Raw genomic sequence first — 16,808 nt, forward strand, 5'->3', positions numbered from 1 at the left:
TTTGGGCAATGGCGCTTCCTTAAGGTAGATCTTTTTCGCGAACCTGCCGCTGAAAAGGCCGATTCAGCTGGCCTGCGCGTCCAGCAAGGCCATGAACGCGCGGGCGGCGTTGGAGAGTGTTCGTTCGGTGTGCACGATGTAGCCTAGCTGGCGACTGAGCTCAATGCCCGGTAATGGCAGGCTTGTCACCTGTTCATCGAGCATCGTGCGCGGCAGCACGCTCCAGGCAAGGCCGATGGACACCATCATCTTGATGGTTTCCATGTAGTTAGTGCTCATGGCGATGTTGGCCGTCAGCCCCTGGGCTTCGAACAGCCGTCGCACGATATGGTGGGTAAAGGTATTGCCACCGGGGAAAACCGCCGGGTGATGGGCGATATCGGCCAGGGTCACCGCACCGTTGGTCGCCAAAGGGTGCTCCGGGGCCACCACGAAATCCAGTGGGTCTTTCCACACCGGCATTGCCCTCACCAGGCCGTGGGGCTCGGGTGCCAGGGTAATCACTGCAAGTTCGGCACGGCCATGGAGGATCTCTTCGTAGGCGATTTCCGAATCGAGAAACTGAATATCCAGCGCCACCTTGGGGTATTGCCGGGTAAAAGCGCGCAAAATAGGTGGCAGGCGATGCAGGCCGATGTGATGGCTGGTGGCCAAGGTAAGGCGCCCGGTGACCTCGCCATTGAGATTGGTCAGCGCCCGGCGGGTGTCGTCCAGCACGTTCAGGATCTGGTAGGCCCGTGGCAGCAAGGCGCGCCCGGCCTCGGTCAGGCTGACCTCGCGGCCCAGCCGGTCGAACAGGCGCATGTTCAGTTGCTGCTCAAGCCCGGCGATGCGTTTGCTGATGGCCGGCTGGGTCAGGTGCAGCCGTTCCCCAGCGCCCGAGAAGCTGCCGCTCTCGGCGATGGCGATAAAGGCGTTGAGATTCGCCAGGTCCATTGTTCAGATTCCTGTTGGTTATCCAAAGCATAAAAAATATGAATTTGAGTTATTCAATGTAACCCCATAGCATCACCCCCACAAGCCACGGGGCCATTGACCACCGGTCAACGCCACCTGGGCATAGAAAGACAGTGATGAGGAAACGTCTGATGGCCGGCAAAACGCTCTACGACAAGCTCTGGGATTCGCATTTGGTCAAGCAGCGCGACGATGGTTCGGCGCTGATCTACATCGATCGTCACATCATCCACGAAGTGACTTCGCCGCAAGCCTTCGAAGGCCTGCGCCTGGCCGGGCGCAAGCCTTGGCGCATCGATGCCAACATCGCGACCCCGGACCACAACGTACCGACCACCCCGGAGCGCAAGGGCGGCATCGAGGCCATCGCCGACCAAGTCTCGCGCCTGCAGGTGCAGACCCTGGACGACAACTGCGATGAATACGGCATCACCGAATTCAAGATGAACGACGTGCGCCAAGGCATCGTCCACGTGATCGGCCCGGAGCAGGGCGCCACCTTGCCCGGCATGACCGTGGTGTGCGGTGACTCGCACACGTCCACCCACGGCGCCTTCGGTGCACTGGCCCACGGCATCGGTACCTCGGAAGTGGAGCACGTGCTCGCGACCCAGTGCCTGGTGGCCAAGAAAATGAAAAACATGCTGGTCAGCGTCGAAGGCACCTTGCCGTTCGGCGTGACCGCCAAGGACATCGTGCTGGCCGTGATTGGCAAGATCGGCACCGCCGGCGGTAACGGCCACGCCATCGAATTCGCCGGCAGCGCCATTCGCGACCTGTCCGTGGAAGGCCGCATGACCATTTGCAACATGTCCATCGAAGCCGGCGCGCGCGTGGGCTTGGTGGCGGCAGATGAGAAAACCGTGGCTTACGTGGAAGGTCGTCCGTTCGCCCCCAAAGGCGCCGAGTGGGCGTTGGCCGTCGAGGCCTGGAAAGACCTGGTGTCGGACGCCGACGCCAGCTTCGACACCGTGGTCGAACTCGACGCCGCGCAGATCAAGCCGCAAGTGAGCTGGGGCACCTCGCCGGAAATGGTATTGGCCGTGGACCAGAATGTGCCGGACCCGGCCAAAGAGGCCGACCTGGTCAAGCGTGGCTCCATCGAGCGCGCCCTCAAGTACATGGGCCTGAGCGCCAACCAGGCGATCACCGATATCCAGCTTGACCGCGTGTTCATCGGCTCCTGCACCAACTCGCGCATCGAAGACCTGCGCGCCGCGGCCGTGGTAGCCCAGGGCCGCAAGGTAGCCAGCACCATCAAGCAAGCCATCGTGGTACCGGGCTCGGGCCTGGTCAAGGCGCAGGCCGAGAAAGAAGGCCTGGACAAGATTTTCATCGAGGCGGGTTTCGAATGGCGTGAGCCTGGCTGCTCCATGTGCCTGGCCATGAACCCCGACCGCCTGGAGTCGGGCGAGCATTGTGCGTCCACCTCCAACCGCAACTTCGAAGGCCGTCAGGGCGCCGGTGGGCGTACCCACCTGGTCAGCCCGGCCATGGCCGCCGCTGCTGCCGTGACCGGCCGCTTTATCGACGTGCGTGAATTGACCCAAGGGAGCGCAGCATGAAAGCCTTTACCCAGCATCAGGGCCTGGTCGCGCCCTTGGATCGCGCCAACGTCGACACCGACCAGATCATCCCCAAGCAGTTCTTGAAATCGATCAAGCGCACCGGCTTTGGCCCCAACCTGTTCGACGAGTGGCGCTACCTGGACGTGGGCCAGCCTTACCAGGACAATTCCAGGCGCCCGCTGAACAAGGACTTCGTGCTCAACCACGAGCGTTACCAAGGCGCCAGCGTGTTGCTGGCCCGCGAGAACTTCGGGTGCGGCTCCAGCCGTGAGCACGCGCCGTGGGCGCTGGAAGAGTACGGTTTCCGCACGATCATCGCGCCGAGCTACGCCGATATCTTCTTCAACAACAGCTTCAAGAACGGCCTGCTGCCGATTATCCTCAGCGACGCGCACGTGGATGAGTTGTTCAAGCAGGTCGAAGCCGAGCCTGGTTACCAGTTGACCGTCGACCTGGCCGCGCAAACCGTGACCCGGCCTGACGGCAAGGTCTACAGCTTCGAGATCGACGAGTTCCGCAAACACTGCCTGCTCAACGGCCTGGATGACATTGGCCTGACCTTGCAGGACGGCGACTCGATCGCCACGTTCGAAGCCAAACACCGCGTCAGCCAGCCTTGGTTGTTTCGCGACGCGTAAATTATTGGAAACACCGCCGGCCGGTTCCCGTAGGAGCGGATTTATCCGCGAACCGGCCACCCGCGATCATGAGTGAAACGAGGAAAGCATGAGCAAGCAGATTCTGATTCTCCCAGGCGACGGCATTGGCCCGGAAATCATGGCCGAGGCGGTCAAGGTGCTGGAATTGGCCAACGACAAGTTCAGCCTGGGCTTCGAACTGCAGCACGACGTGATCGGCGGCGCCGCCATCGACAAGCACGGCGTGCCCCTGGCCGACGAGACCCTGGAACTGGCGCGCAAGGCCGATGCCGTGCTGCTGGGCGCCGTGGGCGGCCCGAAGTGGGACAAGATCGAGCGTGACATCCGCCCTGAGCGCGGCCTGCTGAAAATCCGCGCGCAACTGAGCCTGTTCGGCAACCTGCGCCCGGCGATCCTGTACCCGCAACTGGCCGACGCTTCCAGCCTCAAGCCTGAATTCGTCTCGGGCCTGGACCTGCTCATCGTTCGCGAGCTGACCGGCGGTATTTACTTCGGTGCCCCGCGCGGCAGCCGCGTATTGGAAAACGGCGAGCGTCAGTCCTACGACACCCTGCCGTACAGCGAGAGCGAAATCCGCCGTATCGCCCGTGTCGGTTTCGACATGGCCCGCGTGCGCGGCAAGAAGCTCTGCTCGGTGGACAAGGCCAACGTGCTGGCTTCCAGCCAACTGTGGCGTGAAGTGGTCGAGGAAGTGGCCAAGGATTACCCGGACGTCGAGTTGAGCCACATGTACGTGGACAACTGCGCCATGCAACTGGTGCGTGCACCCAAGCAGTTCGACGTGATCGTCACCGATAACATGTTCGGTGACATTCTGTCGGATCAGGCTTCCATGCTCACCGGTTCCATCGGCATGCTGCCCTCGGCGTCCCTGGACACCCAGAACAAAGGCATGTACGAGCCGTGCCACGGTTCGGCACCGGACATCGCCGGGCAGGGCATTGCCAACCCGTTGGCGACTATCCTGTCGGTATCGATGATGCTGCGTTACACCTTCAACCAGGTGGCCGCCGCAGACGCCATCGAGAAGGCGGTCAGCCTGGTTCTGGACCAGGGCTTGCGCACCGGCGACATCTGGTCGGCCGGTTGTGCCAAGGTCGGTACGCAGGAAATGGGCGACGCAGTAGTCGCCGCGCTGCAGAATCTGTAATCTCTTGGGCCCGCTACAGCAGTAGCGGCCCACTTTTTTGTCAAAGGTGTAGTTGCGATGAAACGTGTAGGTCTGATCGGTTGGCGCGGTATGGTCGGTTCCGTGCTCATGCAGCGGATGCTGGAAGAGCAGGACTTCGACCTTATCGAGCCGGTGTTTTTCACCACTTCGAATGTCGGCGGGCAAGGCCCGGCAGTGGGCAAGGATATTGCGCCCCTGAAGGATGCCTACAGCATTGAAGAGCTGAAAACCCTCGATGTGATTCTGACCTGCCAGGGTGGCGACTACACCAGCGAGGTTTTCCCCAAGCTGCGCGAAGCCGGCTGGCAGGGTTACTGGATCGACGCCGCCTCCAGCTTGCGCATGCAGGATGACGCGGTGATCGTGCTGGACCCGGTCAACCGCAAGGTGATCGACCAGCAGTTGGACGCGGGTACCAAGAACTACATCGGCGGCAACTGCACCGTCAGCCTGATGCTGATGGGCCTGGGTGGCCTGTTCGAAGCGGGCCTGGTGGAATGGATGAGCGCCATGACCTACCAGGCGGCCTCGGGTGCCGGCGCGCAGAACATGCGTGAACTGATCAAGCAGATGGGCGCCACCCACGCCGCTGTCGCGGACGACCTGGCCAATCCGGCCAGCGCGATCCTGGACATCGACCGTCGCGTGGCCGAAGCCATGCGCAGCGAAGCCTACCCCACCGAGAACTTTGGTGTGCCGTTGGCGGGCAGCCTGATCCCGTACATCGACAAGGAACTGCCTAACGGCCAGAGCCGCGAAGAATGGAAGGCCCAGGCCGAGACCAACAAGATCCTGGGTCGCTTCAAAAGCCCGATCCCGGTCGACGGCATCTGCGTGCGTATCGGCGCCATGCGCTGCCACAGCCAGGCGCTGACCATCAAACTGAACAAAGATGTGCCAATCGCCGACATCGAAGGCATGATCAGCCAGCACAACCCTTGGGTGAAACTGGTGCCGAACACCCGTGAAGCGAGCATGCACGAGCTCAGCCCGACCAACGTCACGGGTACCTTGAACGTGCCGGTTGGCCGCCTGCGCAAGCTGAACATGGGTTCGCAATACCTCGGTGCCTTCACCGTGGGCGACCAACTGCTGTGGGGTGCCGCTGAACCGCTGCGCCGCATGCTGCGGATCCTGCTGGAGCGTTGATCGCTTTGGTGCTGTAAACAAACCCGCGCCCTGGTGAACATGGCGCGGGTTTTTTCATCTGCGTGTCATGATTTTTCCGGATCCCCAGCCTTGCCTGTAGGAGCGGATTCATCCGCGAAAAGGCCGCCGCGGTGCATCAGACATACCGCGTCGCGGCCTTCGCGGATAAATCCGCTCCTACGGGATACTGCGGTCGGTAGGAGCGGATTCATCCGCGAAAAGGCCGCCGCGGTACATCAGACATACCGCGTCGCGGCCTTCGCGGATAAATCCGCTCCTACGGGATACCGCGGTCGGTAGGAGCGGATTCATCCGCGAAAAGGCCGCCGCGGTGCATCAGGCATGCCGCGTCGCGGCCTTCGCGGATAAATCCGCTCCTACGGGATACCGCGGTCGGTAGGAGCGGATTCATCCGCGAAAAGGCCGGCGCGGTTCATCAGGCATACCGCATCGCGGCCTTCGCGGATAAATCCGCTCCTACGGGATAATGCGGTCGGTAGGAGCGGATTCATCCGCGAAAAGGCCGCCGCGGTACATCAGGCATACCGCATCGCGGCCTTCGCGGATAAATCCGCTCCTACACTAAAGTGCGCTGATCCAGTACAGTGCCGCCCCCCTGTTTCCCCCTCTTGAGGAGTGTTCCATGACCCAGTCTTTCGATATCGCCATCGTGGGCGCCACCGGCACCGTTGGCGAAACCCTGGTGCAGATCCTCGAAGAGCGCAATTTCCCGGTGGGCAACCTGCATCTGCTCGCCAGCCTGGAATCGGCCGGTGCCTCGGTGCCGTTTCGCGGCAAGAACGTGCGGGTGCGCGAGGTGGAAAAATTCGACTTCGCCCAGGTCAAGCTGGTGTTTTTCGCTGCCGGCCCTGCGGTCAGCTTAAGCTTTGCCCCGCGCGCCAGTGCCGCCGGGTGCACGTTGATCGATCTGTCGGGTGCATTGACCGTGCCGCAGGTGGTGCCTGAAGCCAACGCCCAGGTACTGGCTGGCCTGAAGGCGCCAGTGCAGGTCGGCAGCCCAAGTTCCAGCGCCGCCGCCCTGGCCGTGGTACTGGCGCCGTTGCGCGCCCACCTGGACCTGCAACAGGTCAGCGTGACCGCGTGCCTGGCCGTGTCGGCCCAGGGCCGTGAAGCGGTCAGCGAGCTGGCGCGGCAAACCGCCGAGCTGCTTAACGTACGCCCTCTGGAAACCGGTTTTTTTGATCGCCAGATGGCGTTCAACCTGCTGGCTCAGGTCGGTAAGCCCGACGCCCAGGGCCATGTTCCGCTGGAACGACGCCTGGTCAGCGAGCTTCGCGAATTACTTGGGCTACCTTTATTAAAGATTTCCGTGACTTGCGTTCAAGCTCCGGTGTTTTTTGGCGATAGCTTCACTGTAGCGTTGCACAGCAGCCGTGCCGTCGACCTGGCCGCCGTGAGTGCCGCCCTGGAAGGCGCAGAAAGCATCGAGCTGGTCGAGGCAGGTGATTATCCGACCCCGGTCGGTGACGCAGTGGGCCAGGATGTGGTCTATGTTGGTCGCGTACGCACAGGAATTGATGATGCGTGCGAACTCAACCTCTGGGCTACAGTCGATAACGTGCGCAAGGGCGCGGCGTTGAACGCTGTGCAGTTGGCTGAATTGTTGATAAAAGACCTTGTGTAAAAGATACTTGGCAACAATTTGCATAATGTTTCTAGTCTGGCCCTGACGGCCAGGCTTCTTCTCGCTTGCCGAGGAATGTTCAAACAAGGATTAGGCCATGGTTCAAGTTCGCAAACTGGTGTTAGCAATAGCCGCCGCCACGGCGCTGTCATCCGGTATGGCGCGTGCCCTCGACCTGGGGGAAGTGACCCTCAAGTCGGCGGCGAACCAGCCCCTGGTGGCTGAAATCGAGCTACTCGACGTGCGTGACCTGACCGCCGCCGAGATCAAGCCGAGCCTGGCAACCAGCGACGAGTTCACTAAGGCTGGGGTGCAGCGCAAGCCTTTCCTGACCGACCTGACCTTTACCCCGGTGATCAACGCCGGCGGCAAGAGCATCATCCGGGTAACCTCCAGCCAGCCGCTTACCGAGCCCCTGGTCAAGTTCCTGGTGCAGGTGCAGTACCCCAGCGGTCGCCTGATGCGCGACTACAGCGTGTTGCTCGACCCCTCCAAATTCTCCCCGCAGGCGGCGCAAGCGGCCAAGGGCGGCGCCACGCCGGCCGTGACCGCGCCGAATGCCGCGGCGGCTGGGCAGTTCACCACCAGCAAGCGTGACACGCTGTGGGAAATCGCCCAGAAAAACCAGCAGCAAGGTGCCACGGTGCAGCAAACCATGCTGGCCATCCAGGCCCTCAACCCGGATGCGTTCATCGATGGCAACATCAACCTGCTGAAGGTCGGCCAGGTGTTGCGCCTGCCGGACGTCACCCAAAGCACCGCGCTGGCTCAGCCCCAGGCGATCGCCGAAGTGGCCCGGCAGAACGCCGCCTGGCGTGAAGGCCGCCGCCTGGGCCCGCGTGCCCAGCAGTTGGACGCCACTCGCAAGGCCGGCCCTGGGCTGGCGCCTGCGCAAACCGACAACCAGGACAAGCTCAGCCTGGTGGCTGGCAGCGCCGGTGCCGGCAAGGGCAAGGCCGGTGAAAAGCTGGCCGTGGCCCAGGAAAAACTCGACACCACCAAGCGTGACAATGCCGAGTTGAAAGACCGCATGGGCGACCTGCAAAGCCAGCTCGATAAACTGCAAAAGCTGATCCAGTTGAAAAACGATCAACTGGCCAAACTGGAAGCGGCGGGGGCCACCGACGGCGCCGCCACCCCTGCGCCGGTGCCACCGGTTGCCGATGCGCCAATCAATGCGCAATTGGCCCCGGCTACGCCAGAGTCTGCGGCAACGCCGGTTACCCCACCTGCCGACGTCGCGGCCCCGGCGCCCGCGCCGGTCACCACCGAGCCTGTCGCGCCAGCGACGGCCGATCAGTCGCCGGGTGCCATCGAAAAACTGCTGGCCAGCCCGCTGTTACTGAGCCTGTTGGCCGGCGCTGCCATCGTCATCTTCCTGCTGTTGCTGCTGTTGTTGGCCCGTCGACGCAAGGCGCAACTGGAAGCGGAAAAACACATGCGCATGGCGCGTGCCCTGGCCGAGGAAACCGACTTCAAGGAAGACCTGGACCTGCCACAGGACAGCTTCGAAGGCCTGGGCACCCCGGCGCCGAACGTCAAGCTGGCACCGGCCATGGTCGCCGCCTCCGCAGCCGCAGCCACGGCGGCTGAAGAAGTGCCGGCCCAGGTGGTGCAGGCGCCGCCTTCGACGGTGATCCCAACCCCGGCGCTGCGCCCGGCGGCCGAAGAAGTGGGTGTTATCGGCCAGGCCGACAAGGCCATTGCCGAGGGCCATCTGAATGAGGCCGACGACCTGCTGGAAGCCGCCGTGGCCCGCGAGCCACAGCGCAGCGACCTGCGCCTGAAGCTGATGGAAGTCTATGCACGGCAGGGCGACCGCGATGCCTTCGTCGCCCAGGAGCGCCAACTGGTCGCCAACGGCCAGAACCACGCGGACGTCGAAGACCTGAAAAGCCGTTACCCGGCAATGATCGGCGTGGCCGTGGCCGCCGCCGGTGCCGCGGCGCTGGCAGCCGAACTGGATGCCCAGTACGTCAAGGACCTGCTCAACGATGAGCCGGGCGCTGCCGACCCACTGGACTCGTTCGACAGCGATTTTGACCTGAGCCTGGACGATGACGACCTTGACGCCGACGACCTCAGTGTCGCGGAGCCCGAGCTGAACGTCGCCGACTTTGCCGATGACCTTGAACTGGACGCGCCCAAGGCCCCGGACGACCTGGACTTCGATGCCATCTTGAAGGAACAGGCTGCCCAGGCCGAGCCGGTCGATGACCTGGCCGACTTCGACCTGGACATCGGTGCCGACCAAACCCCGGCCTTGAGCGATGCAGAGCTGGATGCACAACTGGCGGAACTGGACGATGTTCCGGAGCTGGACGAGCCGTTAAAGGCACCGCAGGCCATCGACGAGCTGGAGCTGCCGGAAGACTTCGACCTGTCCCTGGCCGAGGAAATGGACGCCACGCCCGACAAGCTCGCCACCGAGCGCGACGACGTGAGCGCCGAGCTCGATGCCCTGTCCAAGGACCTCGAACGCCCGGCCATCGACGAGCCGTTCAGTAAGCCCGATGCCCTGGACAATCTGCATGACCTGGATGACGAACTGGAGTTCGACTACCTGGCCGGCACCGACGAGACCGCGACCAAGTTGGACCTGGCGCGGGCCTATATCGACATGGGCGACCATGACGGTGCTCGGGACATTCTCGACGAGGTGCTCAAGGAAGGCAGCGAAGGCCAGCGTGGCGAAGCCGAGGAAATGCTCTCGCGCCTGGTCTGATGTTTTCAACGCTCCATTGATCGCCACAACGGCAGCCCCCAAGGCTGCCGTTGTCGTTTCTGCCGGCGGCACCCGTATAATGCCCGCCATTGCGCTTATCGACAGGCTGGACAGACTTGGAAATCATTGAACAATCGGCGGCCGAAGTGGCGGCCGATGGCTTTTACCGCATCGCCCTGGGCGTGGAATACAAAGGCTCGCGCTACCGCGGCTGGCAGCGCCAGGCCAGCGGCGTGACCACCGTGCAAGAGACCCTGGAAAAGGCCCTGTCCAAGGTCGCCGACTCGCCTGTGTCGCTGATGTGCGCCGGGCGTACCGATGCCGGCGTGCACGCCTGCGGGCAAGTGGTACATTTTGACACCCGGGCCGAGCGCAGCATGAAAGCCTGGGTCATGGGCGCCAATATCAACTTGCCCCACGACGTCAGCGTCACCTGGGCCAAGGTCATGCCGCCCAACTTTCACGCGCGCTTCAAGGCCATCGCCCGGCGTTACCGCTACGTGATCTACAACGACCAGATCCGCCCCGCGCACCTGGGCGAGGAGATCACCTGGAACCATCGCCCGCTGGACGTGCAACGCATGGCCGAGGCCGCCGCGCACCTGGTCGGCACCCACGACTTCAGTGCCTTTCGCGCTGGGCAGTGCCAGGCCAAGTCGCCGATCAAGCAACTCCATCACTTGCGGGTTAGCCAGCACGGCAAGATGATCGTGCTGGATATCCGCGCCAACGCTTTCCTGCACCACATGGTGCGCAACATCGCCGGCGTGCTAATGACCATCGGTGCCGGTGAGCGCGAGCCAGCCTGGGCCAAGGAAGTGCTGGAAAGCCGCATACGCCGCACGGGTGGGGTCACGGCCCACCCTTTCGGCCTGTACCTGGTGCAAGTGGAGTACCGTGACGAGTTCCCGTTGCCCGAGCGCTACATCGGTCCGCACTTCCTGACGGGCTTTGACACACTGCCGGGCTGACGTTGCCGGTGGCATTTGCTAACATCCGGGTCTTTCGTGCCCCGCTCGAGGTTTTCCACCCATGTCAGCCGTTCGCAGCAAAATCTGCGGAATTACCCGCATTGAAGATGCGCTGGCCGCGGTCGAGGCGGGTGCCGACGCGATCGGCTTCGTGTTTTACGCCAAAAGCCCACGGGCGGTCACGGCCGAGCAGGCGCGGGCGATCATTGCCCAGCTGCCGCCGTTCATCACCACCGTGGGCTTGTTCGTCGATGTCAGCCGTTGCGAACTGACCGAGATCCTCGAAGTGGTGCCGCTGGACCTGCTGCAGTTTCATGGGGCCGAAACCCCGGCGGACTGTGACGGGTACCACCGGCCCTGGATCAAGGCGCTGCGGGTACGCCCCGGCGATGACCTGGAAGCCGCGTGCAGGGCCTACCACAAGGCCAGTGGAATTTTGCTGGACGCCTACGTGGCGGGCATTCCAGGCGGTACCGGCGAGGCCTTCGACTGGGCGCTGATCCCGGCGCACCTGAGCAAGCCAATCATCCTGGCCGGTGGGCTGTCGGCCGATAACGTGGCCCAGGCCATCCGGCGAGTGCGGCCCTACGCTGTGGATGTGAGCGGCGGCGTCGAGGCGCAGAAGGGCATCAAGGATCACGGCAAGGTCGAGGCCTTCATGGCCGCGGTGCGAGGAGCGTGAATCGATGTGACGGTTGGCAATCGGCCACCGTCCATAACTTTTGCAGCGTGATGGCGGCCACGGGCCGGGCATCCGTAAAAATTGAAGATGGCGCGAGCGCACCCAGGGTGCAGTTCCCCGTCTGATCATGAATTGAGCTCAAGGGCATACACGGGATACGTCATGGCTAACGCGTGCGGTCCCCGGTACTGGAGAAAGAAAGCATGAGCAACTGGTTGGTAGACAAACTGATCCCTTCGATCATGCGTTCCGAGGTGAAGAAAAGCTCGGTCCCTGAAGGCCTGTGGCACAAATGCCCATCGTGCGAGGCCGTGCTGTACCGTCCGGAGCTGGAAAAGACCCTGGACGTCTGCCCGAAATGCAACCACCACATGCGCATCGGCGCACGTGCGCGCCTGGACATCTTCCTGGACGCCGAAGGCCGGGCCGAACTGGGCGCGGACCTGGAGCCGGTCGACCGTCTGAAATTTCGCGACGGCAAGAAGTACAAGGACCGCCTGGTAGGCGCGCAGAAGCAGACCGGCGAGAAAGACGCGCTGATCTCCATGAGCGGTACCCTGCTGGGCATGCCCGTGGTGTGCAGCGCCTTCGAATTCAGCTTCATGGGCGGTTCCATGGGTGCCATTGTCGGCGAGCGCTTCGTGCGCGCGGCCAACTATGCCCTGGAAAACCGTTGCCCGATGATCTGCTTCGCCGCCTCCGGTGGTGCACGCATGCAGGAAGCGCTGATCTCGCTGATGCAGATGGCCAAGACCTCCGCCGTGCTGGCACGCCTGCGCGAAGAGGGCCTGCCGTTTATCTCGGTATTGACCGACCCGGTGTACGGCGGTGTATCGGCCAGCCTCGCGATGCTGGGTGACGTGATCGTCGCCGAGCCAAAAGCGCTGATCGGCTTTGCCGGCCCGCGCGTGATCGAGCAGACCGTGCGCGAGAAGCTGCCAGAAGGCTTCCAGCGCAGCGAGTTCCTGATCGAGCACGGCGCCATCGACCTGATCATCCCGCGCCAAGAGCTGCGCCCGCGCCTGGGCAGCCTGCTGGCTCAGTTCATGAACCTGCCGACGCCGACCTTCGTCGCCACCCCGATCGAACCGATCGTGGTACCGCCGGCGCCAGCCACGATATGACCGCACGCACCCTTGGCGAGTGGCTCGCCTACCTCGAGCAGTTGCACCCGGTAGCCATCGACATGGGCCTGGCGCGCTCGCAACAGGTAGCGGCCCGGCTCAAGCTGGGCAAGCTGGCGCCTCGGGTGATTACCGTGACCGGTACCAACGGCAAGGGCTCCACGTGCGCCTTTGTCGCCTCGCTGCTCAAGCAGCAGGGGCTCAAAGTCGGCGTGTACAGCTCGCCGCACCTCATTCGCTACAACGAGCGGGTGCTGATCGATGGCGTCGAAGCCAGCGACCAGCAACTGTGCGACGCCTTCGCCGCCCTTGAAGCGGCGCGCGGCGATATTTCCCTGACCTACTTCGAAATGGGCACCCTGGCGGCGTTCTGGCTGTTCGAGCGCTGCCAGCTCGATGCGGTGGTGCTGGAAGTGGGCCTGGGCGGGCGCCTGGACACGGTCAATATCATTGATCCGGACCTGGCGCTGGTCACCAGCGTAGGCCTGGATCACGCCGATTACCTGGGCGATACCCGCGAGTCGGTGGGTTATGAGAAGGCCGGGATCTTCCGTGCCGGCACGCCCGCCCTGTGCGGGGACCAAGACCCACCGCACACCCTGCTCGACAAGGTGCGCGAGCTGGATTGCCCGTTCTACCTGCGGGGTCGGGACTATGACCTGCGCATCAGTGCCAGCGATTGGACGTGGCGCGGTCTCGACGGCAATGGCCAGGTACTCGAGCTGGGGCCGATGCCGTTGCTGAACCTGCCGATGGAAAACGCCGCCCTGGCGCTGCAGGCCTATGCCTTGATGGATTTGCCCTGGGAGGCAGGGCAGGTGCAGTCGGCCTTGCGTGCCGCGCATATCACCGGTCGCCTGGACCGCCGTAGCCTGGTCTGGAAGGGCAAGCGCTTGAACTTGATGCTGGACGTGGGCCACAACCCCCATGCCGCTCAGTTTCTGGCCAAGCGCCTGGCCAGCCAGCCACCGGCCGGCAAGCGCCTGGCGGTGTTCGGCCTGCTTGCCGACAAAGACCTGCCCGGCGTGGTTGCGCCCCTGGCCGACCTGGTCGCGCAGTGGGCGGTTACGCCCCTGGATACCCCGCGTACACGCCCTGTTGCACAATTGCAGGCCGAGCTTGAGAACCTTGGGGCGTCGGTAGCGTCCTATGGCAGTGTCGCCCTGGCGTTGGAAGGGCAGTGCGACCAGGCGACGGCCGAGGACGAAATTCTGCTGTTCGGATCATTTTTCTGTGTCGGCGAGGCCCTGGAATGGCTGTCGCAGCACGCCAAGGAGGAAGCTGCACATGGCTTTGCTGGATAAAGTGTTCAAGCAGCGGATGGTCGGTGCACTGGTGTTGATCGCCCTGGCGGTGATCTTTTTGCCGATGCTGTTTTCCCGGCAAGATGAACTGCGCCAGGTACGCGTCGATGCGCCTGATGCGCCGGCGGCGCCGGTGATGCAGCAGGTCAAGGTCGAGCCGGTCGAAGTGCCGCAGCCCCAGGCCCTGCAAGAGCCGGTGCCCACTGATGAGGAGGTGGCCCAGCAACAGCCGCCCCAGGCGCCGAGCCAGCCGGTTGCGCCGGCCCCGCCTGCGCCGGCCAGCAAGCCTGTCGCGCCTGCCAAGCCGGCGCCTGCCCAGGCTCCGGTGGCCGCTGCCAAGCCGGCCGCGCCGGTGCAGCCAGCACCGGCAGCGCCCGCCAAGGTCGACCCTAATGGCCTGCCGGTCAGTTGGTCGGTGCAACTGGCCAGCCTGTCCAACCGTGCCAGCGCCGATGCGCTGCAAAAAAGCCTGCGTACCCAGGGCTACAATGCCTATGTGCGCTCTGCCGATGGCATGAACCGGGTGTTCGTCGGGCCGCTGATCGAACGTGCCGAGGCCGACCGCCTGCGCGATACCCTCAGCCGCCAGCAGAACATGAAAGGTTTCGTGGTGCGTTTTCAGCCCGAGCGTGGCTAAAGCGATGGGTTTAATCTAAAAGCACGGGCAATCGCCGCTTACCGGCGAGCCACCGCTCTGTTAAAATGCGCCGCCTTATCCGTCTGCAGGCTGCACCGTGGCATTTACCTGGGTTGACTGGGCGATACTAGCAATAGTCGCCATCTCCGCTTTGATCAGCTTGAAGCGCGGCTTCGTCAAGGAAGCCTTGTCGCTGCTCACCTGGATCGTAGCCGGTGCGGTCGCCTGGATGTTCGGAGGCGCATTGTCCCAATACCTGGAAGGCTACATTCAGACGCCTTCGGCCCGTGTGATCGCGGGTTGCGCCATTCTGTTCGTCGCCACGCTGCTGGTCGGCGCGATGGTCAATTTTCTTATAGGCGAACTGATTCGCGTCACCGGGCTTTCCGGGACCGATCGTTTTCTGGGCATGGCCTTTGGCGCGGCGCGCGGTGGCCTGCTGGTCGTGGTGGCCGTCGGGCTGTTGAGCCTGGGGCCGGTACAACAGGATCCATGGTGGCAGCAATCAAGGTTGCTGCCGCAATTTCTATTGGTTGCCGACTGGTCGAAGAACCTCATTCTGGGGATGTCCAGTCAGTGGCTAGCCAGCGGAATCAGCGCACCGGCTGACATTCCGTTCAAGGAGCAGCTCTTTCCTGCCGCCGCCAAGGGGCAGTAAGGCTGTTCAGTACAGATTCATTAAGTAGGGGTTGTGTCGCATGTGTGGCATCGTCGGTATCGTCGGCAAGTCGAACGTCAATCAGGCGCTGTATGACGCGCTCACCGTCCTCCAGCACCGCGGCCAGGACGCCGCCGGTATTGTAACCAGCCATGATGGGCGGTTATTCCTGCGCAAGGACAACGGGTTGGTGCGTGACGTCTTCCAGCAGCGCCATATGCAGCGCCTGGTCGGCCACATGGGTATCGGCCACGTGCGCTACCCAACCGCAGGCAGCTCGACCTCGGCCGAGGCGCAGCCGTTCTACGTCAACTCGCCTTACGGCATCACCCTGGCCCACAACGGCAACTTGACCAACGTCGAGCAGCTGGCCAAGGAGATCTACGAGTCAGACCTGCGCCACGTCAACACCAATTCCGACTCGGAAGTGCTGCTCAACGTCTTCGCCCATGAGCTGGCGGTGCGCGGCAAGCTGCAGCCTACCGAGGAAGACGTATTCGCCGCCGTCACCGACGTGCACAACCGTTGCCGCGGTGGTTACGCGGTAGTGGCGATGATCACCGGTTACGGCATCGTCGGTTTCCGCGACCCGAACGCGATCCGCCCGATCGTCTTCGGCCAGCGCCACACCGACGAAGGCGTGGAATACATGATCGCCTCCGAAAGCGTGTCCCTGGACGTGCTGGGTTTCACCCTGATTCGCGATTTGGCGCCGGGCGAAGCGGTCTACATCACTGAAGACGGCAAGCTGCACACCCGTCAGTGCGCGACCAACCCGCAATACAACCCGTGCATCTTCGAACACGTCTACCTGGCGCGTCCGGATTCGATCATCGACGGCATCTCGGTGTACAAGGCGCGCCTGCGCATGGGCGAGAAGCTGGCCGACAAGATCCTGCGCGAGCGCCCGGACCACGACATCGACGTGGTCATCCCGATCCCGGACACCAGCCGCACTGCGGCCCTGGAGCTGGCGAACCACCTGGGCGTCAAGTTCCGCGAAGGCTTCGTCAAGAACCGCTACATCGGCCGTACCTTCATCATGCCCGGCCAGGCCGCCCGTAAAAAGTCGGTGCGCCAGAAGCTCAACGCCATCGAGCTGGAATTTCGCGGCAAGAACGTCATGCTGGTCGACGACTCGATCGTGCGCGGCACCACTTGCAAGCAGATCATCCAGATGGCCCGTGAAGCCGGCGCCAAGAACGTCTACTTTTGCTCGGCGGCCCCGGCCGTTCGCTACCCGAACGTCTACGGCATCGACATGCCGAGCGCCCACGAGCTGATCGCACACAACCGCAGCACCCAGGACGTGGCCGACCTGATCGGCGCCGACTGGCTGATCTACCAGGACCTGCCGGACTTGATCGATGCGGTCGGTGGCGGCAAGGTCAAGATCGAAAGCTTCGACTGCGCGGTGTTCGACGGCAAGTACGTGACTGGCGACATCGACGCCACTTACCTGCACAGGATCGAACAGGCGCGCAACGACGCCTCCAAGGTCAAGACCCAGGCGGTCAGCGCGATTATCGATCTGTACAACAACTGATTAGGAGCACGC

The 16,808-nt window shown here is 63.2% G+C and carries 14 protein-coding genes; 13 read left to right on the forward strand and 1 reads right to left on the reverse strand.

Annotated features, from left to right (window positions below; all coding sequences use genetic code 11):
• Window positions 1-63: 63 nt before the first annotated feature.
• Window positions 64-936, reverse strand: coding sequence for a LysR family transcriptional regulator (locus tag L9B60_RS20825; RefSeq protein WP_249672753.1), 873 nt, complete (start codon window positions 934-936; stop codon window positions 64-66).
• Window positions 937-1,088: 152 nt separating this feature from the next.
• Between L9B60_RS20825 and leuC the strand changes: the two genes are divergently transcribed.
• From leuC to purF, 13 genes are all read left to right on the forward strand, one after another.
• Window positions 1,089-2,522 (forward strand): 3-isopropylmalate dehydratase large subunit, encoded by a 1,434-nt coding sequence (gene leuC / locus L9B60_RS20830; RefSeq protein ID WP_249672755.1) that lies wholly within the window; start codon window positions 1,089-1,091, stop codon window positions 2,520-2,522.
• Window positions 2,519-3,163, forward strand: coding sequence for a 3-isopropylmalate dehydratase small subunit (leuD, locus tag L9B60_RS20835; RefSeq protein ID WP_249672757.1), 645 nt, complete (start codon window positions 2,519-2,521; stop codon window positions 3,161-3,163). Before leuC ends, leuD begins: the two co-directional genes overlap by 4 nt.
• 88 nt (window positions 3,164-3,251) lie before the next feature.
• A complete protein-coding gene (leuB, locus tag L9B60_RS20840) occupies window positions 3,252-4,334 on the forward strand; it encodes a 3-isopropylmalate dehydrogenase (protein ID WP_249672758.1) in 1,083 nt (360 codons plus the stop codon).
• A gap of 57 nt (window positions 4,335-4,391) precedes the next feature.
• On the forward strand, window positions 4,392-5,504 hold the full coding sequence (gene asd, locus L9B60_RS20845) for an aspartate-semialdehyde dehydrogenase (protein ID WP_249672759.1): 1,113 nt from the start codon (window positions 4,392-4,394) through the stop codon (window positions 5,502-5,504).
• Window positions 5,505-6,147: 643 nt separating this feature from the next.
• Window positions 6,148-7,149 (forward strand): aspartate-semialdehyde dehydrogenase, encoded by a 1,002-nt coding sequence (locus tag L9B60_RS20850; RefSeq protein ID WP_249672760.1) that lies wholly within the window; start codon window positions 6,148-6,150, stop codon window positions 7,147-7,149.
• Window positions 7,150-7,246: 97 nt separating this feature from the next.
• A complete protein-coding gene (locus L9B60_RS20855) occupies window positions 7,247-9,874 on the forward strand; it encodes a motility hub landmark protein FimV (RefSeq protein WP_249672761.1) in 2,628 nt (875 codons plus the stop codon).
• 146 nt (window positions 9,875-10,020) lie between these two features.
• Complete coding sequence (truA, locus tag L9B60_RS20860; RefSeq protein ID WP_249679845.1) at window positions 10,021-10,845, forward strand: tRNA pseudouridine(38-40) synthase TruA; 825 nt, start codon at window positions 10,021-10,023, stop codon at window positions 10,843-10,845.
• A 61-nt stretch (window positions 10,846-10,906) separates the two neighbouring features.
• Window positions 10,907-11,527 (forward strand): phosphoribosylanthranilate isomerase, encoded by a 621-nt coding sequence (locus L9B60_RS20865; protein WP_249672762.1) that lies wholly within the window; start codon window positions 10,907-10,909, stop codon window positions 11,525-11,527.
• 203 nt (window positions 11,528-11,730) lie between these two features.
• Window positions 11,731-12,651 (forward strand): acetyl-CoA carboxylase, carboxyltransferase subunit beta, encoded by a 921-nt coding sequence (gene accD / locus L9B60_RS20870; protein ID WP_249672763.1) that lies wholly within the window; start codon window positions 11,731-11,733, stop codon window positions 12,649-12,651.
• Window positions 12,648-13,955, forward strand: coding sequence for a bifunctional tetrahydrofolate synthase/dihydrofolate synthase (gene folC, locus L9B60_RS20875; RefSeq protein WP_249672764.1), 1,308 nt, complete (start codon window positions 12,648-12,650; stop codon window positions 13,953-13,955). The genes accD and folC overlap by 4 nt, the downstream gene beginning before the upstream one ends.
• Window positions 13,939-14,592, forward strand: a complete 654-nt coding sequence (locus tag L9B60_RS20880) for an SPOR domain-containing protein (protein ID WP_249672766.1) — start codon at window positions 13,939-13,941, stop codon at window positions 14,590-14,592. The genes folC and L9B60_RS20880 overlap by 17 nt, the downstream gene beginning before the upstream one ends.
• 97 nt (window positions 14,593-14,689) lie before the next feature.
• A complete protein-coding gene (locus tag L9B60_RS20885) occupies window positions 14,690-15,250 on the forward strand; it encodes a CvpA family protein (protein ID WP_249672768.1) in 561 nt (186 codons plus the stop codon).
• 40 nt (window positions 15,251-15,290) lie between these two features.
• Window positions 15,291-16,796, forward strand: coding sequence for an amidophosphoribosyltransferase (purF, locus tag L9B60_RS20890; protein ID WP_249672771.1), 1,506 nt, complete (start codon window positions 15,291-15,293; stop codon window positions 16,794-16,796).
• The last annotated feature ends 12 nt before the right edge of the window (window positions 16,797-16,808 follow it).

Origin of the sequence: Pseudomonas abieticivorans (genome assembly GCF_023509015.1) — a bacterium.
Classification (GTDB): Bacteria; Pseudomonadota; Gammaproteobacteria; order Pseudomonadales; family Pseudomonadaceae; genus Aquipseudomonas; species Aquipseudomonas abieticivorans.